This window comes from Microbacterium sp. STRO-2N, from assembly GCF_057747775.1.
Genome location: NZ_CM173223.1, coordinates 2,510,037 through 2,534,601, shown reverse-complemented (window position 1 = coordinate 2,534,601; position 24,565 = coordinate 2,510,037). Strand labels below are relative to the sequence as shown.

Genomic DNA, 24,565 nt, shown 5'->3' with positions numbered 1-24,565 from the left:
GTGTAATTATCCGTACACGCGACAGCGTGGAGCAGGATCACGGGGGGTGAGAACGACATGACGGTTTCGCATTACCGTTCCGGCGTTCCCGGCGACTGGTTCGTCGATCCGGTTCAGCTGGGGGTTCCGGGAGTTCGCCGCAATATCGAAGCGGAAGAAGACAATCCGCTCGCCTGGCAGACGGACGCCCTGTGCGCCCAGACCGATCCGGAGGCGTTCTTCCCCGAGAAGGGCGGCTCCACGCGGGATGCCAAGCGCATCTGCACGTCGTGCGACGTTCGAGACCAGTGCCTCGAGTACGCGCTGCAGAACGACGAGCGGTTCGGCATCTGGGGCGGCCTCAGCGAGCGCGAGCGCCGCAAGCTCAAGCGCCGAGCCGGTTGATGGCACGGACCTCCGGCCGGTCATGGGATCCGGCCGGACCCGGCGCGTGCGCCCGGGGCTGACGAGCACGCCCGCCTAGGCTGACCGAGACATGCCCGAAGCCACGTCTGATCGAGTGCACGCCGTGATCGTCGTGCGTCCGGACGGCCGTACCCCCGCGGCGTTCCACCTGAAGCGCACGCTCGCGGCGCTCGCCGAGCAGACGCGTCGGCCCGATGTCTTCACCATCGTCGTGTGCGGCGGCGACGAACGCCTCTTCGAGATCGCGGATGCCGCAGGCGCCGAGTCCGTCGTGAAGGCCCCGGCCTCGACCGGCTACGCTGCGGCGGCCGCGCTCGTCTCGCCCCGCCTGGACGGCGACGCGGTGTGGCTGCTCGCTCAGGACACCGCGCCCGAGCCCGACGCGCTGGCGCGCCTGGTCGGCGCGCTCGAACTCTCGCCGTCCGTGGCATTCGTGGCGCCCAAGCTCGTGCGATGGGACGACCGGTCCGAGATCGTGTCGCTGGGCGTGGGGATGACGCGCTTCGGGCGCACCGTCCCATTCGCGGACGGCGAGTTCGACCAGGGGCAGCACGATGCCCGCGAGGACGTGCTCGGCGCGGACATCCGCGGCGTCCTCGTCCGGACCGACGCCTGGCGGCGTCTCGGCGGGATCGATCGCTCGCTCGCCGGCGCCGACGAGGGGCTCGACCTCGGAGTCCGCGCACGGCTCGCGGGTGCGCGCGTGTCGCTCGTGCCGGCAGCGCTCGTCGCCACGGCGGGCGACGGCGTCGCGGGCCTGCCCACACCGACGACCCCGCAGCGTCGCCGGCGGATCACCTACGCCGAGCGGGTCGCGCAGATGCACCGCCGTCTCACGTACGCCCCCGCGCTCGCCGTGCCCTTGCACTGGCTCTCACTGCTGCCGCTGGCGCTGTGGCGCACCCTCGTCGACCTCGTCCGGAAGCAGCCAGCGCGCATCGGGCCGGAGTGGGCGGCCGGGGCCGCCGTGCTCGTGCGGATCGTCCCGCTCGTGCGGGCGCGCCGGCGGCTCGCCGCGGCGCGCAGCGCGTCATGGGCGCAGCTCGCACCCCTCCGGACCACGGGGGCCGAGATGCGCGAGAAGCTCGACGACGATCCCGACGAGGGCGTCGGCGCTCATCGCCGCGGCGACCTCCACTTCTTCACCGGCGGCGGCGCGTGGCTCGTGCTCGGGGCACTCGTCGTGTCGGTCGCGGCATTCCCCGCGCTCCTGGCCTGGCCGGTGCTCGGCGGGGGAGCCCTGCAGCCCCTGGCAGGCACCGTCGGGCAGCTGTGGGACGAAGCCGCCTTCGGGCAGCGCGCGCTCGGTCCCGACACCGTCGGGCCCGCCGATCCCTTCGCCGCCGTCGTCGCGCTGATCGGCTCGTTCGCGCCCTGGGAGCCTTCGCGCGCGCTTGTGGTGCTGTGGATCCTCGCGCTTCCCTTGGCCGCGCTCGGCGGCTGGTTCGCCGCGACCCGGGTGACGGGGCGGGCGTCCCTGCGGCTGCTGGGGGGCGCGGTGTGGGCGCTGTCGCCCGCACTCCTCGTCGCACTGACCCAGGGGCGGCCCACCGGGGTGATTCTCCACCTGCTGCTGCCGTGGCTGTTCGTCGCGGGGTCGGTCGCGCACCGGTCTTGGGCGGCAGCGGGCACGGCATCCATCGTCCTGGCAGCCGTCGTCGCCACGGCCCCGTCGCTCGCCCCTGCGTTGGGCGTGCTGTGGATCGCCGCGATCCTTCTCGCCGTCGCATTCCGTGCCGGCCGCGGCGTCGCCCGCATCGTGTGGACGGTCGTGCCGTCGCTGGCCCTCGCGGCGCCGCTCGTGTGGAACGCGGTCGTGCACGCCCGGCTGTGGGGGCTCGTCGCCGACCCGGGCGTGCCTTGGGCCGGACCGCAGGTCGCCGCCGACCCGGGCGGGCGCGCACTGCTCGCCGCCGGCATCCCGACCCCCGACCTGGCGGGGTGGGCGACCGTCCTCCCGGAGGGCCCGACCTGGTGGGTGCCGCTGCTGACAGTGCCGATCGCGCTGCTCGCGCTCGCGGCGCCGCTCACGCAGCGCTGGGCCGTCGGGACGGCGCTGCTGGTCGTCGCCGCACTCGGGATGGGCACGGCGTTTGCCGCCGTCGGCGTCTCGGTCGCGTTCGCGCAGTCGATCGCCGTCCCCCTCTGGCCGGGCGCGGGGCTCAGCCTCGCGTGGCTGGGGGCGCTCGGAGCCGCTCTCGTGACCCTGGATGCCGGCCTCGCGCCGCGCGCGGCACTCGTGCGCGGCATCGCGGCCGCCGTCGTGCTCGCGGGGGTGGTCGTCCTCGCCGTGCCGTCGCTCACCGCGCTCACGCAGAACCGCGCGACCGTCGCGAACGGCCCAGCGAGCACTCTGCCGGCGTTCGTCGCGGCCGAGGGTCGCGACGATCCTGACGTCGGCACGCTGGTGCTGACGCCGCAGTCCGCATCCGGCGTCGCCGCGCAGGTCGTGTGGGGCGCCAGCGAGACGCTCGGAGGCCAGACGACGCTGCTGTCCACCCGCACGCGTGCGACGCCGCAGGACGAAGCCCTCGCCGAGCTCGCCGCCGACCTCGTCACGTCGGCCGCTGAGGACCCCGTCGTGGAACTGGCGGACCTCGGAGTCGGATTCATCCTCCTCGCGCCGTCGCCGGCGCCGGAATCGGACGTCGCCCGCATGCTTCGGCTGTCGGCGATGACCTCTCTGAACCAGCGCGACACGCTCGTCGTCGTCGGCGACACGGCGAAGGGTGAGCTGTGGCGCGTCATCGCCGACATCGCGCCGCGACCGCAGGAAGCGGCATCCGTCGCCGCCCTGTCGCGGGCGATCGCGATCGGCCAGCTCGTCGTCTTCGGCATCGCGCTCCTGCTCGCCCTGCCGACGGCGGCGACCCGGCGCGACGCCCGCCGCACCCCGCGCGTGGTCGGCCCGCACTGGCAGGAGGGCCGATGAGCGATCGGCGGGTGTTCCGGTGGGCGACGACCAGCGCGAGGATGCTGATCGGCACCGTGGTCTCCATCGCGGCCGCCGTGGCCGTCGTCACCGCGGTGTCGGTCCCGTGGCCGACCCTTCACCGTGACCCGGTGAGTGTTGCGGCGACGCCGGCGCCCGCCGCGTCTGTGGCCGCGTGCGACGGCGGACTGCTGCTGATCGGCCGGGATCCGACGGATGCCGATGCCCTCGCCCCGGCGGCCTCCCAGTCCGTCACGAGCGGTGTCAGCGCCGACGCGCCGCCGCCGGTGGAGCAGCGGCTCGACGTCCCGGGCGTCGGCAAGGGCCCCCTCGTGTTCACGGCGCCGCCGCAGGACCGCCAGCGCGTCGACGTCGCGGCGGCCGGAGCCGCGACCGTCACCGCCGACGACCTCGCCGGCTTCGCCGCCTCGGCATGCCGTCCGCCGCTGCTGGAGTCGTGGCTGATCGGCGGGTCCGGCCTCACCGGCGCCGCCGACCTCGTGCTCCTGGCCAACCCCGGCACGGTGCCCGCGACGGTGGAGCTCACCGTGTACGGCGTGGGCGGACCGCAGGTGCCGCCCGGCGCGTCCGGCATCGTCGTCGCCCCCGGCACGCAGCGTGTGCTGCCGCTGGCCGGGATCGCCCTCGACGAGGCCAGCCCCGTCATCCGGGTGACCGCGGTCGGCGCACCGATCCATGCGTCGCTGCAGACGAGCATCACGCGCACGCTGACTCCCGGCGGTGTGGACCAGGTCGGCGCGGTTCCGCTGCCCGCGCTGCTCCAGACCATCACGGGCGTCGCCGTCACGGGCAAGGGTGAGGCGTCCGCGACCCCGGATGACACCGACACCGAGCCGCCCGCCGACCTGGAGAGCGCGCAGTCGGCCACCGTGCTTCGGCTGCTCGCCCCGTCGGCGGCGGCCACCGTGACGGTGACGGTCACGGCCATCGGTCGCACCGAGCCCGCGCTCGAGCCGCAGCAGGTGCCGCTCGAGGCGGGGAAGCCGCTCGAACTGGCGCTGGACGGACTCGCTGTCGGCTCGTACACGGTCGAGGCGTCGGCCGACGCGCCGGTGCTGGCGGCGGTGTGGCAGACGACGGGTTTCGGCGAGGGAGCGGACTTCGCGTGGTACACGCCCGCACCCGAGGTCTCGGTCCCGAGCCTGTTCGCCGTCCCCAGCGGGCCGCCGCCGACGCTGACCGTCGCGAATCCGGCAGGCGAGCCGGTCGTGATCACCGTCACCTCCGAGGACGGCGCGTTCCGCCTCGAGCTGACCGTGCCCGCGGACGGAGCGATGACGGCACGCCTGTCGCCGCGTACCGTCTACCTCGTCGAGCCGGGCGCGCCCGTGCATGCGTCGCTGTCGTTCACCGGCGACGGTGCTCTCGCCGGTGTCCCGGTGTGGCCTGCGGATGCCGCTGCGCCCGAGATCGTCGTCTATCCGTGAACCGGGCGTCCCGGGGTCAGAAGTAGCGGAAGCGCTCCGGGCCGAGGTCCCAGGGGTCGCGGTCGAGGTACTCGGCGGCCGCGCGGAACACCGCGCTCTCGACCATCATGCGGCGGTGCAGGTCGTCGTCGCGATGCAGATGGCTGAGCCGTTCGATCGGGAGCCGGTACAGGATGATGCGCTTCTCCGCGGGCAGCACCGTCCACCGCGGGATGCCGTCGGCGTCGGTCGCCATCGGCATGTCGGCGACCTCGAACCTCACGCCGCGCAGCTCCGGCCACGCCGACCGCAGGAACTCCGCGGCGGTCCCGACGGCGAGATCGAAGCGCTCCACACGCGTGTCGAGCGGGGGGAGAGGCGGGCGCACGACGGGACTGCGCCCGACGCGGCCGTGCCGGCCGTGGCGGTCGGCGCGCCGCGGGGCGTGCTCGCTGATCCTCGCCCGCCGCCACGCCATGGTCCCAGCATAGGTCGCGGGCGCCGGCTCGGTCCCTCGCTCAGCTGTCACGACGTGTCGGCCGACACGTCCTTCGAGACAGTCGAGCGGCGCGACGGATGCCACGGCAGGAGCGTGCGGCGCGGCATCCGCTCGACCGTCCCGGGGCGCGGTAGCGTCATGGCGATGCGCGAGAGAGTCTGCTCCAAAGTGGGTTGCGCCCGAGAGGCCGTCACCACCCTCACCTACGACTACGGCGACCAGATGGCGGCGATCGGTCCGCTCGGCGCCACGGGCGACCCCCACGCGCACGACCTGTGCGCGATCCACACCGATCGGCTCTCGGTGCCCAAGGGCTGGGTGGTCGTGCGTCACGAGACCCTCCGCGCCTGAGCCCACGTGGAAGAATGGGCGGATGCCGACCCACACGCCCGTCGCCACGCCTGCCGAGGCATCCGTCGCCCCCCTGGAGTTCGAGGTCGCCGACCTCTCGCTCGCCGAAGCCGGCCGGCATCAGCTGCGCCTCGCTGAGAACGAGATGCCGGGGCTCATGGCCCTGCGCGAGGAGTTCGGACCGTCGCAGCCGCTGAAGGGCGCGCGCATCGCCGGGTCGCTGCACATGACGGTGCAGACCGCGGTCCTCATCGAGACGCTCGTGGCGCTCGGCGCGCAGGTGCGGTGGGCCAGCTGCAACATATTCTCGACGCAGGACGAGGCGGCGGCCGCGGTCGTGGTCGGGCCCGACGGCCGCGTCGACGCGCCGGCGGGCGTTCCGGTCTTCGCCTGGAAGGGCGAGACGCTCGAGGAGTACTGGCGCCTCGCCGACCGCATCTTCGACTGGTCGGCCGAGGGCTTCGACGGGCCGAACATGATCCTCGACGACGGCGGAGACGCCACGCTGCTCGTGCACAAGGGCGTCGAATTCGAGAAGGCGGGCGCGGTGCCGGCGGCCGGACCCGACGACTCGGCGGAGTTCCGCATCGTGCTCGAGACGATCCGCACGTCGATGGCCCGCGACCCGCAGCGCTACACGCGGATCGCGGCCGGTCTGCTCGGCGTCACCGAGGAGACGACTACGGGCGTCCACCGTCTGTACGAGCTGGCGGCATCCGGAGATCTGCTGTTCCCCGCGATCAACGTCAACGACTCGGTCACGAAGTCCAAGTTCGACAACACCTACGGCATCCGCCACTCGCTGCCCGACGGCCTCAACCGCGCCACCGACGTGCTGATCGGCGGCAAGGTCGCCTTCGTCGCGGGCTACGGCGACGTGGGCAAGGGCGCCGCCGAGGCGCTGCGCGGTCAGGGCGCGCGCGTCATCGTCGGCGAGGTCGACCCGATCTGCGCCCTTCAAGCGGCGATGGACGGGTTCCAGGTCGCGCGCCTCGAGGACGTCGCACCGCAGGTCGACATCGTGATCACGGGTACCGGCAACACCCGCGTCGTCACGGCCGAGCACCTGCAGTCACTCAAGCATCTCGCGATCGTCGGCAACGTCGGCCATTTCGACGACGAGATCGACATCGCGGGTCTGGCTGCGATCCCCGGCGTCGAGCGCGTCGAGATCAAGCCGCAGGTGCACGAGTGGCGCCTGCCGACCGGCCGCAGCGTGCTCGTGCTGAGCGAGGGGCGCCTGATGAACCTCGGCAACGCCACGGGGCACCCGTCGTTCGTCATGAGCGCGTCGTTCGCCAATCAGGTGCTCGCGCAGATCGAGCTGTACACCAAGCGCGAGGACTACCCGATCGGCGTGTACACGCTGCCGAAGACCCTCGACGAGAAGGTCGCGCGCCTGCATCTCGCCGCCCTCGGCGTCGAGCTCACGACCCTCACCGAGGAGCAGGCCGCCTACATCGGCGTGCCGGTCGAGGGTCCTTACAAGCTCGACCACTACCGCTACTGAGTCCGACCGGTTCGCGCGCGTGCGCGCGCGGCAGGATGAGTCTCTCGGGCAGGACGGATTCCGGCCGAGCGCACGGTGGTCGTGCGGCGGTCAGCGGGCGGGGAAGCCGCGAGGCGGTCCCGCGACGGGCGCCGCGAGCGCCTCGGCGCGGTGCGTCTCGAGCCGCAGGGCGCGCAGTTCGCGGTCACGACGCACCGCGACGACGGCGATGAGGAACATCTCGGGGTCGACGGCGGGCACCGGCGAGACGTGCTCGGCCGCTTCGCGCGCGAGGGATGCGGCGACCCGCGCGCGCGCGGAAGGGTCCAGGTTCGGCGCGGACCGCGCGAACTGCGCGAGGCGCCGCGACAGGCGCTCCGGCAGCCGTGCGACGTCGGCGATGGACGCCCAGTGGGCGAGGGGCGGGGGCACCTCGAGGGCGGTGTCCGACAGCCGCGGCGTGCGCGTGCGCTCGGAGTAGGTGCCGGCCACGAGGTCGCCGAGGCGCTGCGAGCGCGGAGTGAAGGCCCCGACGATCGCGGCGACCGCCCCGAGCGTCATCCACAGTTCGAGGACTCCGACGAAGGCGCGGATGAAGGCGTGGCGAAAGCCCGCGGCCCCGCCATCCGTGCGCACGATCCGCCCGCCGACGGCCAGGCGGCCGAGGCTCCGGCCTCGCGTGGTCGTCTCGACGACCGTCGGGATCACGACCGTGACGAGCACGATCACGACGACCGTGAGGATCGGCACGACGGCGGCGTCGATGGCGCCGGCCCCGGTGAGCCACGCCATCGCCCACGCGAAGAGCAGCAGCACGACGACGCCGACGGCCATGTCGATGACGACGCCGAGAGCCCTCATGAAGTAGCCGAGCGGCTGCACGTCGAGGGCGACGGCTTCGCCCGTGAGCACCTCGTCCTGGTGGATGTCGACGATCGCGGCGCGGCCTTCGGGCATGGGTACAGTGAAGCACATGGACCTCGACGCGCTCACGGCCGCACGGCGTGACGAGTGGGCGCGACTCGATGAGCTGAGCCGTGCCCGGCACCTCTCCGGGCCGGAGGTCGACGAGCTCGTGACGCGGTACCGCGCGGCGTCGGCCGACCTCGCCGACGCGAAGACCTCCGCAGGTCGGAGCATGCAGAGCGACCATGTGTCGACGATGCTGGCGCGCGCCCGCCTGCGGCTGACCGGCGCTCCCGAGAACGTGCTGCGGCAGATCCCGCGCTTCTTCGTGCTGCAGTTGCCCGCGGCCCTCCACCGCCTCCGCTGGACCACGCTCGCGATCGCACTCGGGTTCGTCGCCGTCTGGATCGTGACGGCGATCTGGATCGCTTCGGACCCGGCGCTCGTCGCGACGCTGGGATCGCAGGCGCAGCTCGAGAGCATCGCCGAGGATGAGTTCACGGACTACTACAGCGATGACCCCGCCCCGATCTTCGCCGCCACCGTCTGGACGAACAACGCCTGGATCGCCGCGCAGTGCGTGCTCCTCGGCGTGACCGGCATCTGGCCGGTCATGGTGCTCGTGCAGAACGCGATCAACGTCGGAGCGATGGCCGCCATCCTCCTGTCGTTCGACCGCGGCGACATCTTCGTGCTCCACATCCTCCCTCACGGGCTGCTCGAGCTGACGAGCGTCTTCGTGGCCGCCGCGGCCGGCCTTCACGTGTTCTGGGCATGGGTGGCGCCGGGGCCGCGGCGACGTGGTGAGGCGCTTGCGTCAGCGGGCCGGTCGCTCGCGACCGTCGCGATCGGGCTCGTGTTCGCGCTGGGGCTCTCGGGCCTGATCGAGGGGTTCGTGACCGCCCAGCCGTGGCCGTGGCCGGTGAAGATCGGCATCGGCGCGGCGGCGCTCGCGCTGTTCCTCGTCTACATGCTCGTCGTCGGCCGCCGCGCGCAGCGCCTCGGCGAGACCGGCGACCTCACCGAGTACGAGGCGGGCACGCCGACCCTCACCGCAGGCTGACCGGCATCGGTCGTTGTTTTGAATAGATCAAAACAACGCTAGGATCGGAGGGTGACCAGCGCCCCCATGATCGACGCCGCCGAGCGGTTGCGCGCAGCCGGGCTGCGGGTCACCGAGCCGCGCCGCGCGGTCGTCGAGGCGCTCCACGAACGAGCCCACGCCAGCGCCGACGAGCTCTACACCGTCGTCGCCCGGTCCCTGCCCGCCACGAGCCTGCAGTCGGTCTACAACGCGCTCGGCGACTTCGTCGACTCGGGCCTCGTGCGCCGCATCGAGCCGGCCGGACGCCCCGGCCTCTACGAGCTCCGTGTCGCCGACAACCATCACCACCTCATCTGCTCCGTGTGCGGCGCCGTCGAAGACGTCGACTGCGTGGTGGGCGAGGCGCCGTGCCTCACGCCCCCCGACGTGCACGGCTACACGCTGCAGGTCGCCGAGGTCACGTTCTACGGCATCTGCCCCGCGTGCGCCGAGGCGCGCGCGGCCGACGAATCCGCGGCGGTCCTCGGCTCGCGAGCCTGACGTCCCGTCCGACACCCGATAGCCCACTCCGACTGGAAGGAAGCCATGACCGACAGCAACGACACGATCCCCGAGATCGGCGAGAACCCGAACGACGTGGATCAGGCGGTCACGCCCATCGACACGCCGGTCGACGAGCGGGAGGACGGCGAGAGCCGCCCGCGGCCGAACGAGACCGAGGGGTGCCCTGTCATCCACGGCGGCCAGCCGCACCCCACGACCGGCAACGCGAACAGCGTGTGGTGGCCCAACCAGCTGAACCTCAAGATCCTCGCGAAGAACCCCGCGGTCGCCAACCCGCTGGGTGAGGACTTCGACTACAAGGCCGCGTTCGAGGCGCTCGACCTCGCAGCCGTGAAGAGCGACATCGCAGACGTGCTCACCACGTCTCAGGACTGGTGGCCCGCCGACTTCGGCAACTACGGCCCTCTCATGATCCGCATGGCATGGCACAGCGCCGGAACGTACCGCGTGACCGACGGCCGCGGCGGCGGCGGAGCCGGCCAGCAGCGCTTCGCTCCGCTCAACAGCTGGCCCGACAACGTCAACCTCGACAAGGCCCGTCGGCTGCTGTGGCCCGTCAAGAAGAAGTACGGGCAGTCGATCTCGTGGGCCGACCTCATGATCCTCGCCGGAAACGTGGCGCTGGAGTCCATGGGCTTCAAGACCTTCGGCTTCGCCGGCGGCCGCGCGGACGTGTGGGAGCCCGACGCCGACGTGTACTGGGGCCCCGAGACCACGTGGCTCGCCGACGAGCGCTACTCGGGCGACCGTGAACTCGAGAAGCCGCTGGCGGCCGTGCAGATGGGTCTCATCTACGTCAACCCCGAAGGCCCGAACGGCAACCCCGACCCGCTGGCCTCGGCACGCGACATCCGCGAGACGTTCGGTCGCATGGCGATGGACGACGAGGAGACCGTCGCTCTCATCGCGGGGGGCCACACCTTCGGCAAGACCCACGGCGCGGCCCCCGACACGAACGTCGAGGACAACCCCGAGGCGGCCGGCCTCGAGATGCAGGGCCTGGGCTGGAAGAACAACCACGGCACGGGCGTAGGCGACGACACCATCACGTCGGGGCTCGAGGTCACGTGGACCTATCACCCGACCCGCTGGGACAACGAGTTCTTCCACATCCTCTATGCGTACGAGTGGGAGCTCATGCGCAGCCCGGGCGGCGGCCACCAGTGGCGTCCGATCAACGGCGGCGGCGCCGACATGGTGCCGCTGGCCCACTCCGACGGCCGCCGCGAGCCCCGCATGCTCACGAGCGACCTGGCGCTTCGGATGGACCCCGGGTTCGACAGGATCTCGCGCCGCTTCAAGGACGACCCCGAGGCGTTCGCGGACGCGTTCGCGCGCGCGTGGTTCAAGCTGACCCACCGCGACATGGGTCCCATCGAGCGGTACCTCGGCCCCGAGGTCCCCGCCGAGGAGCTGCTCTGGCAGGACCGGGTCCCCGCTGTCGATCATGAGCTGATCGACGCGGACGACGCCGCGGCGCTCAAGGCGCAGATCCTCGCCTCCGGCCTCTCGATCTCGGAGCTCGTCGAGACCACGTGGGCCGCGGCATCGTCGTTCCGCAGCAGCGACAAGCGCGGCGGCGTCAACGGCGCCCGCATCCGCCTCGCGCCGCAGAAGGACTGGGCGGTCAACAAGCCCGCGCAGCTGGCAGCCGTGCTCGGCACGCTCGAGGAGGTCCAGGCGTCCTTCAACGAGGGTCGCACCGACGGCAAGAAGGTGTCGCTCGCCGACCTCATCGTGCTCGCCGGCAACGCAGCGGTCGAGAAGGCCGCGAAGGATGCCGGCGTCGAGATCGAGGTCGCGTTCCACCCCGGGCGCACCGATGCCACGCAGGAGCAGACCGATGTGCAGTCGTTCGCGTTCCTCGAGCCGGTCACAGACGGGTTCCGCAACTACGACGGACCGAACGCGTTCATGCCCGAGGAGCACCACCTCATCGACCGCGCCAACCTTCTGTCGCTCAGCGCGCCCGAGATGACGGTGCTGATCGGCGGCCTGCGGGTGCTCGGCACGAACTGGGACGACTCCGACTACGGCGTGTTCACCGACCGCAAGGGTGTGCTCACGAACGACTTCTTCGTGAATCTCCTCGATCTCGGCACGACGTGGAAGCCGCTCGACCCTGGATCGCACGCCTTCTCGGGCACGAAGGATGCCACAGGCGAGCCGGTGGGAATCGGCACGCGCGTCGACCTGCTGTTCGCCTCGAACTCGGAGCTGCGCGCCGTCGCCGAGGTGTACGCCTCGGACGACGCGCAGGAGAAGTTCGTGCGCGACTTCGTCAAGGCGTGGGGCAAGGTGACGGAGCTCGACCGGTTCGACCTGGTCTGAGTCTCCGCGAACGACGAAGAGGCCCGCCCCATCCGGGGCGGGCCTCTTCGCGCGATTCGCGACGGGCTATTCGACGCGCGCTTCCGCGCGGACCGGGGGCAGCGTGCCTTTCGGCTCGAACAGCGCGCGGTGCAGGAGCCCCGCGATGATGCCGCCGACGATGGGGAACACGATGAAGACCCACAGCTGCGTCAGCGGACCCACCCCGCCGTAGATCGCGGCGGCGATCGAACGGGCCGGGTTGACCGAGGTGTTGTCGATCGGGATCGAGACCAGGTGGATGAGCGTCAGCGTGAGGCCGATCGCGAGCGGCGCGAGGGCTGCGGTGCCGCGCGTCGCGTTGGTGACGCCGAGGATGATCAGCACGAAGATCGCGGTGAGCAGGATCTCGGCGATGATCGCCGCGCCCAGGCCGAACCCGCCAGGGGAGAGCTCGCCGAAGCCGTTCGACGCGAAGCCGCCGTCCTGCGCGGTCGCGAGCCAGTCGCCGGGACCGAAGAGGCCGATCAGCACGATGAGCGTCGTGCCGAGCGCACCGCCGATGATCTGGGCGATGATGTAGCCGATCGTGTTCCGCCACTGGAACCGCCCGGCCGCTGCCAGGCCCAGCGTGATGGCGGGGTTGAAGTGGCCGCCCGAGATCGGGCCCCACGCGTAGGCGCCGGCGACGACGGTCAGGCCGAAGGCGAGTGAGACGCCGACGAACCCGATGCCGAGGGGGTTGCCCTCCGATCCGGCCGGGAAGTTGGCGGCGAACAGCGCGGAGCCGACACCGCCGAAGACGAGCAGAAACGTTCCGAGAGCCTCCGCGACCAGCCTGTTCACGGTCGTCGGCTCGATGGTGGTATCCGACATGGCGGACTCCTTTCCTCGTCGCGAGAGTATCGGCACGCACAGCCGATTCCCAGGAAGCGGGCGCGGAGTGTCTGCGTATGACGCCGCGAGTACCGAGGTTTCGCCGCGTGTTCAGGCATTCGTCGCCCGCCCGTCGGCCTCGGGATGCCGGATGCCACGGCGACCGTGAGCGTCAGAGGCGGCCGGCCGACTTGAGCGCGAGGTAACGGTCCGCGATGCGAGGCGGGAGGTCCTCGGGGGAGGCGGCGATGGCCTCGGCGCCGGCGCGCCCGACCGCAGCGGCCACGATGTCGGCGTCGCGCTCCGCGCGGGCGACCGCCGCCGCCCGGTACACGTCGTCGGCGTCGGGCCGTGCCGGCGGCTGCTCGCGTTCGTCGGTGACGGTGCCGACGAGAACGTGCGCGTGGCTCGTCAGCGCGGGGAGCGAGCCGAGGAATCCGCGCGCCGCCTCGACGGCGTCCTGCGCCGTGAGCAGCACGACGAGAGAGGGCCGCGAGGCGAGGGAGCGCACCTGAGCGAACACGGAATCCCAGTCGGTGTCGATGAGCTGCGGCTCGACCGGCGCCATCGCATCCACGAACGCCGGAAGCAGCGCGGGACCGTCGACACGCGTGACGCGCGCGCGGATGGTGCGGTCGAACATAAGGAGATGCACGTGGTCGCCTGCCCGCGACGCGAGAGCAGCGAGCAGGAGCGCCGCCTCCATCGCGGCATCCATCCGCACGCCGTCGCCCACTCGAGCGGCCGACGTTCGCCCGGTGTCGATCACGATCACGACGTGGCGGTCGCGCTCGGGTCGCCACGTGCGGAGCATCGTCGTGCTGGCGCGGGCCGTCGCGCGCCAATCGATCGACCTCACGTCGTCGCCGCGCACATACTCGCGGAGGCTGTCGAACTCGGTGCCCTGCCCGCGCACCTGCACGCTGGTGTTGCCGTCGAGCTCGCGCAGCCGCGCGAGACGCGACGGCAGGTGTCGCCGGGCCGTGAAGGGCGGCAGCACCCGGAGGGCGCCGGGCGCGTCGAGGCGGGCCTGGCGGCCCGCGAGCCGGAGCGGTCCGTCGGAGCGGACCGCGACGAACTCCGACCGCAGCTCGCCGCGGCGACGGGGGAGGAGTGGCATCGTGATCGTGCGGCTCTCGCCCGGAGGGATGACGATCGGCGGGTGTGCTGCCGGCGCCCCGGCGGTCGGCTGCCACGCGTCGCGGACGCGACCGCGCAGCGTGTGCCGACCGGTGCTGCGCAGCGTCAGCTCAGCGGTGACCGGCTGCCCGAGGAGCACGCGGCGCGGCAGACGCCTCGACACGCTCACGAGGCGCGGGTCGGGCGCCGCCGCGGCATCCGCGAGCGCGAGGAGCAGGCACAGCAGCGCCCACCCGGCCACGGCGAGCCATGCGTCGACGCCGGCCGCCGAGAGCAGCACGACGGGCACCGCTCCGACGATCAGGAGCAGCGGCAGGCGGCCGGTGACGTACATCAGATGGGAACGCGGGTCTGCTGCAGCACCGAGCCCAGCACGGCGTCGACCGACACGCCCTCGAGCTCGGCGTCGGGGCGCAGGCGGATGCGGTGGCGCCACGTCGGCACGAGCATCGTCTGCACATGGTCGGGCGTGATGGCGGGGAACCCGCCGAGCCACGCCCACGCCTTCGACGCCGCCAGCAGCGCGGTGGCGGCGCGGGGGCTCACGCCCACCTGCACCGACGGGCTGCGGCGCGTGGCCTGTGCGAGATCGACGACGTAGCCGAGCAGGTCGTCCGAGACGGTGACGGATGCCGCGGCCCGCTGCGCCGCGCGGATCTCCTCGGCGCTCGCGGCACGGCCGAGGCCCGCCGCGGCGAGGTCACGGGGATCGAAGCCGCTCGCATGCCGGCGCAGCACTGCGAGCTCGGCATCCCGTGCCGGAACGTCCACGATGAGCTTCAGCAGGAACCGGTCGAGCTGCGCCTCGGGCAGCGTGTACGTGCCCTCGTGTTCGATCGGGTTCTGCGTCGCCGCGACGAGGAACGGCTCGGGGAGCGGACGTGTGACGCCGTCGGTCGAGACCTGGCGCTCCTCCATGGCCTCCAGCAGCGCCGCCTGCGTCTTGGGCGGCGTGCGGTTGATCTCGTCTGCGAGCACCACGTTCGTGAACACGGGGCCTTCGCGGAACTCGAATTCGCCGGCCTTCGCGTCGTACACGAGCGATCCCGACACGTCGCCCGGCATGAGGTCGGGCGTGAACTGGATGCGCTTGGTGTCGAGACCCAGCGCCGTCGAGAACGCACGAACGAGCAGCGTCTTGGCGACACCGGGCACGCCCTCCAGCAGCACGTGTCCGCGCGCGAGGAGGGCGATCAGCAGGCCGGTGACCGTGCCGTCCTGGCCGATCACCGCCTTGCCGACCTCGACGCGCACACGGTTCATCGCCTCGCGCAGCGCTGTGTCGTCGGGGGGCGTCGGCGCCGAGACCTCGGGGTCGATGCGGGGCTCACTCATCACGGGGTCCTTTCGGGTCCTGAGCGTGTCGGAGGGCGCACGGCGGCGTGCACGGCGTCCTCGAGATGTCGGAGGCGGGTGCTGAGAGCGACGAGGTCGGCGTCGCTTCGAGGGATGTCGTCGAGCAGGATGCCGCGCGCGGCGTTGCGGTCGAGTCCGGTGCGCCCCGCCGCGGCGTCGGCGATCTCGGGCGCCGACGAGGCGGGGCCGAGGCCGAGGAGCCGGGCCAGCCGGCGCAGCGCGCCGATCCGGAGTTGGTCCGCCGCGTGGAGCGGATCGCGCGAGCGGGCGTAGAGACGCCCTCGCCCTTCGGTGGTCTCGGACGCACGGACCGTGACCGGCAGTCGCTCGGCGACGAGGGGACCGAACCGGCGGCCGCGCCAGATTCCGGCGGCGATCCCCGCGACCAGCAGCAGCACGATGACGGGGCTCACCCACGGCGGCGTGAGTTCGCCGAGCGTCGGGTTCGCGTCTGCGAGGTCGGTGTCGCCGGGGCCCGGGACGTACCAGACGACGAGCGGATGCCGCCCCATGAGGTTCACGCCGAGCGCCGCGTTGCCGGCATCGGCGAGGTGCTCGTTGGTGAAGACGGCGCGACCGTCGATGGCGGAGATGCGGCCGTCGTCGCCGAAACGCTCGCCGACGAGGAGCGCGTGGCCCTCGGCGTCGGGGTAGCAGCTGAAGACGTCGGTGCTCGACATGACGTCGGGACCGGCGGCGAACACCGCGCCGGGGGTGATCGGACCGGATCGCTGCGCGTCTGCCACGTCGCAGTCCGGCTCGACGGTCTCGGAGGAGGCGACCCCCGCCGGCGCGGAGCCCGCCAGCAGCAGGTGGAGCGTGCGCGCGCGGGGCTCGACCAGCACGACATCCGAGGCGTTCGCCGCCAGCCGCTTCACGGCGCCGTCGGAGAGCGCCGGCGCGTCGGGCAGGACGAGCGTCGCAGGGCCGGCGCCCAATGCCTCGATCGCGGAGTCCCGATCGCGCTCGACGACGACCTCCACGCCGTGGTCTCGCAGGATCTCGGCGAGAGCCCGTGCGCCCGACGGCCCCGCCGATGCCGGGTCCAGCGCATCGCGGGCGGCCCACTGGTTCGCGGCGGCCAGCGCGCCGCCGATCCCGCCGATCGCGAGGAGCGCGACCGCGATCAGGATCCAGCCCCCGATGCGGCGACCGCGCCGCGAGGACGCACCGGAGGGGGCACCGCCGGTCGCCTGCCGCTCGCCGGGCGTCGCCGCGGGTGCCGCGATGCTCGTGCTCACGCCGAGACCTCCTCGCGCACGACGGGGCGCGCCGAGGCGACGGCTTCGTCGGCCGCTGCGACCAGCGCGTAGAGCTCGGCCGTTCCCGGGCGGCGCAGGTAGCGCACGTCGTCGAATGCTCTCGCCGCCTGCTCGACGCGGTCGCCGAGCGCGGGGAAGACGCGCGCCGTCGCACGGGCGAACGCGTGGACCGTCGCACCCGGCGGCGGGTCGACGACGCCGCGCTCGACGCACGCCCGTGCGAGAGCGCGGAAGCGCAGCACGATGGCGGCCTGCCACTCGTCGACGCGCGCGTGCGCTTCGGCCTCCGCGCGCAGCTCCGCCGCCGAACGGTGCTCGGCCTCGCCGAACAACGCGGGTGCCGCGGCGGGCGCACGCCGCGAGGCGCGCGGCATGCCCCAGATGAGGAACGCCGCCACGATGACGACGACCACGACGATCGCCGCGACCAGCGCGAACGTCGATCCCCACGCGCCCGAGACCTCGGGGTTGAACAGCGACGCGAAGAAGTCGCCGATCGCGCGGGCGATGCGGTCGAACGGCGTGGGCTCGGCGATGTCGTACACCGGGTCCGACAGCTCTCGCTCCGCCCAGTCCCGCGCCTCATCGCCGTCAGGGGTCAGCGGAGGCACCGCGCCCGAGGCGTGTCCGAGCGACGCGAGGACGTGCATCACCTCCACGGCGACTCGCGGTCGGGGTCGTTCGGGTCCGCTCCGGGCGCGGTCCATGCCGTGGGCGGCGGCGAGGCCGCGGCCGCGGCATCCGTCTGCGGCGCCGGTTCATGCGGCGGCGTGGGCGGCGGCGAGACCGATGCGGTCTGCTGCGGCGCCGCTGCGGCATACGGCGGCGCGGGCTGTGCCGCCTGCGGGGCGTACGGCGGCTGCGCCGGGGAAGCGCCCTGCCCTCGGTAGGGCGGCTGGGAGGGATACGCGCCGGAAGTCCCCGGCGGAGAGCTCGGCGCCGCGTAGACGGGCGCTCCGTACGCCGGAGCACCGTACGTCCCCGGCCATCCGCGAGGCGCGACGACGCGGCCGACGTGCTCGCGATAGGGGTCGGCGAGTGCCGTGGCCCCGGCATCCCGTCTCTCGACGTACGCGAGCAGATCGAGGTCGAGCCCCTCGCGGCGCATGCGGCAGTCGATGTAGATGATCGACGTCGCGGTCGCCTGCACGACGACGGCGACCGACTGCAGCAGCAGGGTCAGCGCCTGCGTGAGCAGGGCGGTCACGATGAGCCCGATGATCGCGCTCGGATCGGGGTCGCCGGTGGGCGCGATGATCGTGGTGAGACCGACCGACAGGAACGAGAACGGGATGCTGATGACCTGGGCGACGGTCGCGAAGATCACGCTGATGACGAGGATGATGCCGAGGGCGGGCCAGAACCTGCCGCGCGTGAGCGTCCACGAGCGCGACAGCGCCTGCAGGATCGTGGCGTGCTCGACGATGATGGCGGCCGGCACGAGCAGCAGCTTGATCATGAGCCACCACGTGAGCGGGATCGCCGCCAGGATGAGCACGATCGTGAGCACGATCGCCGCCGGGGGAGCGAGCACGGCGACGCCGATCACGCCCGCCACGACCAGCACGACGAGCGCCATGACCGCGAGGATGACGAGCAGCGAGTACCCGATGAGGCGCCACGCGATCGGCTTGACCTGATGCCACAGCGCGCCGAGCGACAGCTTCTCGGCGACCGCGGCGTGCGTCACCTCGACCACGACGATGCCCTGCACGATGACGCTCAGCGCGCCCGCCGCGAGTGACAGGACGATGCCGGCGACGGCGGTGAGCGCGATGGAGCCCGCCATCACGGTGTCGTACTCCTCGGTGCCCGCGCGCAGCGTGTCCAGGCGCGAGAACGACGCCCATGCCACCCCGAGCACGCCGGCGAGCACGACGATGTACGCGAGCGTCTGCACGACGAGCGCGAAGCCCAGCAGCACGCGCGGGTTCTGCCGCAGCGCCGAGAACGAGCGACCCAGGATCGTGCCGAACCCGAGCGGGTGGAGCGGGATGATCCCCGGACGAGATGCCGGTGTCCAGGCGGGATAGGCGGTCACAGGATCCCCTCTCCATCGGTGCGGCGTCGGGCGGCTCGCGACGGCGGCCCGCCGGATCCCTATCGTTTCACACGAGGCGGATGCCGCGCCCGGCGCCGCGGCGGCGCGTTCGGCGCGGTCACGGCCCGTGCTCGGCCTGTCTCCAGGGACCGTCGACTACTCTGTGGGGAGCGCATGGGGACGGCGCCTGCCGTCGTCCGTGCCTGACGTAAAGGAACGAACGCGCGCGATGACTTCACGCATCCTGGTGGTCGACGACGACACCGCCCTCGCCGAGATGATCGGCATCGTGCTGCGCACGGAAGGCTTCGACACCGTGTTCTGCGCCGACGGGGCCCAGGCCGTCGACGCATGGCGCACCGAGAAGCCCGACCTCATCCTCCTCGACCTTATGCTCCCGGGCATGGACGGGATCGAGATCTGCACGCGCATCCGCGCCGAGTCCGGCATCCCGATCATCATGCTGACGGCCCGCACCGACACCGCCGATGTCGTGAAGGGTCTGGAGTCGGGTGCCGACGACTACATCGTCAAGCCGTTCAATCCCAAGGAGCTCGTTGCGCGGATCCGCACCCGCCTGCGCCCCTCGAGCCAGCCGACGAACGACACCCTGCGCATCGGCGACCTCACCGTCGACGTCGCGGCACACGAGGTGCGCCGCGGCGACGGCCCGATCGCGCTCACGCCGCTCGAGTTCGAGCTTCTCGTGGCCCTCGCGTCGAAGCCGCAGCAGGTGTTCTCGCGCGAGATGCTGCTCGAGCAGGTGTGGGGCTACCACTACAAGGCCGACACGCGATTGGTGAACGTGCACGTGCAGCGGCTGCGCGCGAAGGTCGAGAAGGATCCCGACAACCCAAAGATCGTGACGACCGTGCGGGGCGTCGGCTACCGCGCAGGCGCCGTCGTGTGAGGCCACGGTGAACGCCGCCTCGACGGCCCCGACGACCGGTATCACCGCCACCCGGACACCGCTGAAGGGCTGGCGCCTGTGGCGCGCGTGGCCGGGGAACATCGCCACGCTGTGGCGCCGCTCACTGCGCTTCCGCACGATCCTGGTGACGCTCGGACTCACGGCGCTCGCCGTGCTCGTGGCGTGCGTGTGGATGGCGCTCGCGATCCAGAACGACCTCTTCGCCTCCCGCAAGGACCAGGTGCTCGCCGACGCCGCCCAGGCGCGCGCAGCGGCGCAGGCGACGCTCGACGCGGCGGTGCAGGGCGACGGCACCGAGCTGCAGAACGTCATGAGCGCAGCGATGCGCACCCTCGACGAGCGTTCGTCGGCCGAGCTCGTCGCGGCGTTCCGCATCGGCCCGCCGGTGCCCAATGCCCCGCAGGACTTCAGCTCCGACCTCAGCGCGATCGACGAGGTGCTCGGCGACGGCCTGCGCACGAGCGTGCGCGACAACCCCGACTGGCAGTTCTGGCAGCGGATCGCGCTCCCGACCGACGCGGACGAGTCCGAGCCCGGCATCCTCGTCGGCCAGCAGCTGGAGGTGCCGGGCGTCGCTTCGTACGAGCTGTACCTGGGGTACGACCTGTCGAACGCACCGCAGACGCTGGGGTTCGTGCAGGGCACGCTGTGGATCGTGGGCATCGGGCTGGTGCTGCTGATCAGCGGCATCGCGTGGTTCGTGCTCCGGTCGGTGACGACACCGGTCAGCGAAGCGGCCGACACCAGCGCGCGGCTCGCCGCGGGCGACCTCGGGGTGCGCCTGCCCGTGCGCGGCGAGGACGAGCTGGCCACCCTCGGCCGATCGTTCAACGCGATGGCCGACAGCATCGAATCGCAGATCAAGGAGCTCGCGGACCTGTCGCTCGTGCAGCAGCGGTTCGTGTCGGACGTGTCGCATGAGCTGCGCACCCCGCTGACCACCATCCGCCTCGCCGCCGACATGATCAACGACCAGCGGGAGGACTTCGACCCCGCGACCGCGCGTGCCGCCGAGCTGCTGAACGCCCAGGTGCAGCGGTTCGAGGTGCTCCTCACCGACCTCCTCGAGATCAGCCGCTACGACGCCGGGTCCGTGCAGCTCGAGCTCGAGCCGACGAGCCTCGCCCACCTCGCGGAGGACGTCATCGCCTCGATGCATCAGCTGGCCGAGCAGCACGGGTCGGACGTGCGGCTGGTCGCCCCCGGCGGATACTCGCCTGTCGACATGGACCCCCGGCGCGTGCGCCGTATCGTGCGGAACCTCCTGGGCAACGCCATCGAGCACGGCGAAGGGCGCCCGATCGTCGTCAGCGTCGACAGCAACCAGCATGCCGTCGCGATCGGCGTGCGGGACTACGGCCTGGGCATGACCGCGGAAGACGCGGAGCGTGTCTTCGACCGGTTCTGGCGCGCCGACCCGTCGCGCAAGCGCACCATCGGCGGCACCGGGCTCGGGCTGTCGATCGCGCTCGGCGACGCGAAGCTGCACGGCGGCGAGCTGGCGGTGTGGTCGGAGCTGGGCCGCGGCACGAACTTCGTCCTCACGCTCCCGCGCACCGGCGCAGCGCTGAGCGGTCCCTCCCCGCTTCCCGTCGACCCGGGCGACGACGCGACCGCACCGGTTGACGAGCTCGGCCTGACTCAGCCGATCACCGTGCCACGCTCGACGCCCGCCGCCGACCGCGGAGGTGCGTCGTGACCGCGCGCCGCGGACTCCTGGCGGCCGTCGTCGCGCTGTGCACGCTCGCGCTCACCGCCTGCGGCGGGTTCCCCACGAGCGGCCCCGTCGAGTACGGCAACGAGCGGGGCTCGACCGGCGACGAGTCGCAGGACTTCGCCTTCCTGCCGAACCTGCCGCAGCCGGGGGCGTCGCCCGCCGAGATCGTCGAGGGGTTCATCAACGCGGGCACGGGACCCGGAGCCGACGCACAGTGGGCGCGCGCGCGGGAGTTCCTCGCGCCCGGGTTCCGGGGGACGTGGAACCCGGAGGCGGGTGTGACCGTCGACATCTCCGCCAACCGCGAGTACTCGGAGTCCGGCGAGGGCGCGGTCGACTTCTCGTACGACGCTGTCGCGACCGTCGACGACCGCGGAGCGTACGAGCGCGCCGAGCTCGCCGAGCGCAATCTCGCGTTCAGCCTCGAGCAGCAGCCCGACGGCGAATGGCGGATCACGCAGGCGCCCGATGGCGTCGTCGTCGACCGTGACCAGTTCCCCCGGGTCTTCCACCGCTACCCCGTCATGTACTTCGACCCGACGTGGCAGTACCTCGTCCCGGATGTGAGGTGGTTCCCGACCGGGAACGCCGAGACGAGCATCACAGACGCGCTCGTGAATGAGCCGCGGAGCGAATGGCTCGCGGCATCCGTCGTCACGGCGTTCCCCGACGGCGTGACGGCGCTGCCTTCCGTGCTGATCGACGACGGAGGCGTCGCCCGCGTCGAGCTCTCGGAGGATGCCGCCGCGGCCGACGCCGAGACGCTCGACCGCATGGTGACCCAATTGGATGCGAGCCTGGCGGCCGCGGGCGTGCTGGATGTCGAGATGAGCGCCGGCACGACGCCACTGACCGCCGAGCCCGTCGCCATCCGATCGACGCGCCTGCCGGCATCGCCGCTCGTGCGCACCGAGGCGGGATTCGGCTTCCTCGTCGGCGAAGAGCTCGAGCCGATCCCGGGTCTCACCGAGGCGGTGCTCGACAGCTCGCCCGCCGCGATCCAGGTCGCGCCGGATCGCGACGTCGCTGCGGCACGGCTGCCCGGCGGACACGTGGTGAGACTGCACGCCGAGGGCGGTGGCGAGGTCGAGTCGCTGGACGACCGGCCCGGGCTCGTGGATCCCACCGTCGATCCCGCCGGGAACGTCTGGAGCGTGCCGCGCGAGCAGCCGGCGGCACTGCGCGTCTACCCGCGGTCCGGGGAGATGCGCGAGATCGCCGACGCGTGGCCTGGGGCGACGGCGATCGCGGCGATGGCCGTGTCACGCGACGGCACGCGCATCGCCGCCGCTGTCACCGCGAGCGGGCGCACCATGCTGTGGGTGGCCGGCGTCGTGCGCGACGCGGACGGCGTGCCGGTCGCACTCGGCACCCCGGTCCTGCAGCTCGCGATCGTCGGGGCGCCGGCGAGCGGCGTCACCTGGATCGACGACACCACGGTCGGCGTGCTCGCAGGCGACGTGAGCGGGTCGACCGTTCTCGAGCAGACCGTCGGCGGTCCGACGGCATCGACGACGGCCCCTGCCGATCCGTCGTCGATCGCGGGCGGCAACGGCCTGTCGAGCCTGCGCGTGCGGGGGAGCGACGGCACGCTGTACGTCAAGCGCGGCGTCACGTGGCAGCCGACGGCGACCGGGGTGCTCGTGCTCGCGACGCAGCAGGGGGCGCCGCAATAGGTCCGGACGCCGGCATCGAGCGTCCTCCCCAGCCGCGCTGCGCGGCGCGTTGTCCACCGATCAGTCCGACGCCGCCGTCCCGCCCCGCGGCGACCGGCAGGGTGGCCCTGTGTCACGCGGACTCCTCATCGCCCTGCGCGCCGCCTGCGCCGAGGCGCTCGCGCTGCTCCTGCCCGTCGGCTGCGCCGGATGCGACGAGCCCGACATCGCGCTGTGCGAAGCGTGCGTCCTCGCCCTCACGCCCGTGCCCATCCGCCGGACGCTCGACGCGCCCGGCGGAACGATCGCACTGTGGAGCGCGCTCCCGTTCGACGGCGTGACCGCGCGGGTCGTGAGGGCGATCAAGGAGGACGGGCGCACCGGACTCGCGACCGCGCTCGCCCCTGCCGTCGAAGTCGCGCTCACCGCCGCCGGTGCTGCGGGCGCGCTCCTCGTGCCGGTGCCGACCTCGCGCGCCTCGTACCGTCGCCGGGGCTTCCGGGTGCCGGATCTGCTGATCCGTCGTGCGGGCCTGCGTGCCCACCGGGTCCTCGCGTACACGCGTCGCACCGACGACCAGCGCGGCCTCGACCGTGAGCGCCGGCATCGCAACGTCGCGGGCAGTCTGCGGGCCTCGAGCGATGCCGCGGGGCGCCGCGTCGTCGTCGTGGACGACGTCGTCACGACCGGGGCGACGCTCGCCGAGGCCGTGCGCGCACTGCGGGCCGCGGGCGCCGACGTGGTCGCCGCCGTCGCCGTCGCTGCGACGCCGCGGCATCATGGCCGAGCCGGATGACCTCGCGTCGACGTGATCGCAAACTCACAGGTGACAGAGTCGGAACGCGAGGCTACGGTGGGGGGCACAAGGCGACTCATGGTCCGCCCTTGGCCGGGGGGACCGGAACAAGGAGGTCAGGGATGGAAACCAGCATCGTCGGCGTGGGAGTCGGGATCACGGAACGCTTCCGCAGTGTCGTCGAAGAGAAGGCCGTCCGCATCGAGCACCTCGCCCCACGCGCTCAGCGCGTGGACGTCAAGGTCACCCACCGCGCCTACCACAACGGGCGAATGGAGGATGAGACGGTCGAGCTCACGGTGAACGGCCGAGGGCCGGTCGTCCGGGCTGAGGCCACGGACGGCGACAAGTTCACGGCACTGGACCTGGCTGTCGACAAGCTGTGCGAGCAGCTTCGCCGCGCGAAGGACAAGCGCGTCGACGCACGCAACCACCCCCGAGGCGCGAAGTTCGAGAAGGGGAGCGGGTCGCTGCAGGGCATCGATCTGCAGCCCGCATCCCTCGACGTGCTGCGCGCCGTCGCGACGGGCGAGATCCCGATCGTGTCCGGCAACGAGGAAGAGGAGGGCTACACGCCCGTCGTCATCCGCACGAAGGAGTTCCACCCGGAATGGATGTCGGTGGAGGAGGCCGTCGATCGCATGGAGCTGGTCGGCCACGACTTCTTCCTGTTCATCGACGCCCGCACCGACCACCCCAGCGTCGTCTACCGGCGCAAGGGGTGGGACTACGGCGTCATCTCGCTGACCACCCAGGCACAGCCGGATGAACTCGCGTCCTGACGTGTGACGGACAATGGAGGGTGCGGCCGAACCGGTCGCACCCTCCGTCTGTTCGCGGGCGCGTGAGCAGCGGGTGCTCGC

The 24,565-nt window shown here is 72.4% G+C and carries 21 protein-coding genes; 13 read left to right on the top strand and 8 right to left on the bottom strand.

What is annotated here, in order from left to right:
* The first annotated feature begins 57 nt into the window (after nt 1-57).
* The 3 genes from AC3ANN_RS11890 (at nt 58) to AC3ANN_RS11880 (ending at nt 4,785) form a co-directional block, all read left to right on the top strand.
* Nucleotides 58-384, top strand: coding sequence for a WhiB family transcriptional regulator (locus AC3ANN_RS11890; protein ID WP_488337606.1), 327 nt, complete (start codon nt 58-60; stop codon nt 382-384).
* A 91-nt stretch (nt 385-475) separates the two neighbouring features.
* Complete coding sequence (locus AC3ANN_RS11885) at nt 476-3,337, top strand: glycosyltransferase (RefSeq protein WP_488337605.1); 2,862 nt, start codon at nt 476-478, stop codon at nt 3,335-3,337.
* A complete protein-coding gene (locus AC3ANN_RS11880) occupies nt 3,334-4,785 on the top strand; it encodes a DUF5719 family protein (protein ID WP_488337604.1) in 1,452 nt (483 codons plus the stop codon). Before AC3ANN_RS11885 ends, AC3ANN_RS11880 begins: the two co-directional genes overlap by 4 nt.
* 16 nt (nt 4,786-4,801) lie before the next feature.
* On the opposite strand, the gene AC3ANN_RS11875 is transcribed toward AC3ANN_RS11880, so the two are convergent.
* Nucleotides 4,802-5,242 carry a metallopeptidase family protein gene (locus tag AC3ANN_RS11875; protein ID WP_488337603.1) on the bottom strand — a complete coding sequence of 147 codons (441 nt, stop codon included), beginning with the start codon at nt 5,240-5,242 and terminating at the stop codon, nt 4,802-4,804.
* Nucleotides 5,243-5,407: 165 nt separating this feature from the next.
* Here AC3ANN_RS11875 and AC3ANN_RS11870 point away from each other — a divergent pair, with 165 nt between their 5' ends.
* Both AC3ANN_RS11870 and ahcY read left to right on the top strand, forming a co-directional pair.
* Entirely contained in the window at nt 5,408-5,614 is a 207-nt protein-coding gene (locus tag AC3ANN_RS11870) for a DUF3499 family protein (RefSeq protein ID WP_488337602.1), read from the top strand.
* Between the two features lie 22 nt (nt 5,615-5,636).
* On the top strand, nt 5,637-7,124 hold the full coding sequence (gene ahcY, locus AC3ANN_RS11865) for an adenosylhomocysteinase (protein WP_488337601.1): 1,488 nt from the start codon (nt 5,637-5,639) through the stop codon (nt 7,122-7,124).
* Nucleotides 7,125-7,214: 90 nt separating this feature from the next.
* Here the strand turns inward: ahcY and AC3ANN_RS11860 are convergent, their stop codons facing one another.
* Nucleotides 7,215-8,060, bottom strand: coding sequence for an RDD family protein (locus tag AC3ANN_RS11860; RefSeq protein ID WP_488337600.1), 846 nt, complete (start codon nt 8,058-8,060; stop codon nt 7,215-7,217).
* Nucleotides 8,061-8,076: 16 nt separating this feature from the next.
* On the opposite strand from AC3ANN_RS11860, the gene AC3ANN_RS11855 reads away from it, so the two are divergent.
* The 3 genes from AC3ANN_RS11855 to katG all read left to right on the top strand — a co-directional run bounded on the left by AC3ANN_RS11855 (nt 8,077) and on the right by katG (nt 11,949).
* Nucleotides 8,077-9,072, top strand: coding sequence for a stage II sporulation protein M (locus tag AC3ANN_RS11855; protein WP_488337599.1), 996 nt, complete (start codon nt 8,077-8,079; stop codon nt 9,070-9,072).
* Nucleotides 9,073-9,138: 66 nt separating this feature from the next.
* Complete coding sequence (locus tag AC3ANN_RS11850) at nt 9,139-9,594, top strand: Fur family transcriptional regulator (RefSeq protein WP_488340829.1); 456 nt, start codon at nt 9,139-9,141, stop codon at nt 9,592-9,594.
* A gap of 45 nt (nt 9,595-9,639) precedes the next feature.
* Nucleotides 9,640-11,949 carry a catalase/peroxidase HPI gene (gene katG / locus AC3ANN_RS11845; protein WP_488337598.1) on the top strand — a complete coding sequence of 770 codons (2,310 nt, stop codon included), beginning with the start codon at nt 9,640-9,642 and terminating at the stop codon, nt 11,947-11,949.
* A gap of 66 nt (nt 11,950-12,015) precedes the next feature.
* Here katG and aqpZ read toward each other — a convergent pair whose 3' ends face one another.
* The 6 genes from aqpZ to AC3ANN_RS11815 form a co-directional block, all read right to left on the bottom strand.
* Entirely contained in the window at nt 12,016-12,804 is a 789-nt protein-coding gene (gene aqpZ, locus AC3ANN_RS11840; RefSeq protein ID WP_488337597.1) for an aquaporin Z, read from the bottom strand.
* A 172-nt stretch (nt 12,805-12,976) separates the two neighbouring features.
* The gene (locus tag AC3ANN_RS11835; RefSeq protein ID WP_488337596.1) at nt 12,977-14,278 is read right to left on the bottom strand and encodes a DUF58 domain-containing protein; all 1,302 of its coding nucleotides are present in this window, start codon (nt 14,276-14,278) and stop codon (nt 12,977-12,979) included.
* On the bottom strand, nt 14,278-15,279 hold the full coding sequence (locus AC3ANN_RS11830; RefSeq protein ID WP_488337595.1) for an AAA family ATPase: 1,002 nt from the start codon (nt 15,277-15,279) through the stop codon (nt 14,278-14,280). The genes AC3ANN_RS11835 and AC3ANN_RS11830 overlap by 1 nt, the downstream gene beginning before the upstream one ends.
* Nucleotides 15,279-16,541 carry a DUF4350 domain-containing protein gene (locus AC3ANN_RS11825; protein WP_488337594.1) on the bottom strand — a complete coding sequence of 421 codons (1,263 nt, stop codon included), beginning with the start codon at nt 16,539-16,541 and terminating at the stop codon, nt 15,279-15,281. The genes AC3ANN_RS11830 and AC3ANN_RS11825 overlap by 1 nt, the downstream gene beginning before the upstream one ends.
* A complete protein-coding gene (locus AC3ANN_RS11820) occupies nt 16,538-17,212 on the bottom strand; it encodes a DUF4129 domain-containing protein (RefSeq protein ID WP_488340828.1) in 675 nt (224 codons plus the stop codon). The genes AC3ANN_RS11825 and AC3ANN_RS11820 overlap by 4 nt, the downstream gene beginning before the upstream one ends.
* Nucleotides 17,212-18,603: a DUF7847 domain-containing protein gene (locus AC3ANN_RS11815; RefSeq protein ID WP_488337593.1), complete on the bottom strand. Its 1,392-nt coding sequence runs from the start codon at nt 18,601-18,603 to the stop codon at nt 17,212-17,214. Before AC3ANN_RS11815 ends, AC3ANN_RS11820 begins: the two co-directional genes overlap by 1 nt.
* A gap of 229 nt (nt 18,604-18,832) precedes the next feature.
* On the opposite strand from AC3ANN_RS11815, the gene mtrA reads away from it, so the two are divergent.
* From mtrA to hpf, 5 genes are all read left to right on the top strand, one after another.
* Nucleotides 18,833-19,513 carry an MtrAB system response regulator MtrA gene (mtrA, locus tag AC3ANN_RS11810; protein ID WP_488337592.1) on the top strand — a complete coding sequence of 227 codons (681 nt, stop codon included), beginning with the start codon at nt 18,833-18,835 and terminating at the stop codon, nt 19,511-19,513.
* A 7-nt stretch (nt 19,514-19,520) separates the two neighbouring features.
* A complete protein-coding gene (gene mtrB / locus AC3ANN_RS11805) occupies nt 19,521-21,233 on the top strand; it encodes an MtrAB system histidine kinase MtrB (RefSeq protein ID WP_488337591.1) in 1,713 nt (570 codons plus the stop codon).
* A complete protein-coding gene (locus AC3ANN_RS11800) occupies nt 21,230-22,927 on the top strand; it encodes an LpqB family beta-propeller domain-containing protein (protein ID WP_488337590.1) in 1,698 nt (565 codons plus the stop codon). The genes mtrB and AC3ANN_RS11800 overlap by 4 nt, the downstream gene beginning before the upstream one ends.
* Before the next feature lie 109 nt (nt 22,928-23,036).
* Nucleotides 23,037-23,702 carry a ComF family protein gene (locus AC3ANN_RS11795; protein WP_488337589.1) on the top strand — a complete coding sequence of 222 codons (666 nt, stop codon included), beginning with the start codon at nt 23,037-23,039 and terminating at the stop codon, nt 23,700-23,702.
* A 122-nt stretch (nt 23,703-23,824) separates the two neighbouring features.
* On the top strand, nt 23,825-24,484 hold the full coding sequence (gene hpf, locus AC3ANN_RS11790; protein WP_488337588.1) for a ribosome hibernation-promoting factor, HPF/YfiA family: 660 nt from the start codon (nt 23,825-23,827) through the stop codon (nt 24,482-24,484).
* Nucleotides 24,485-24,565: the final 81 nt, after the last annotated feature.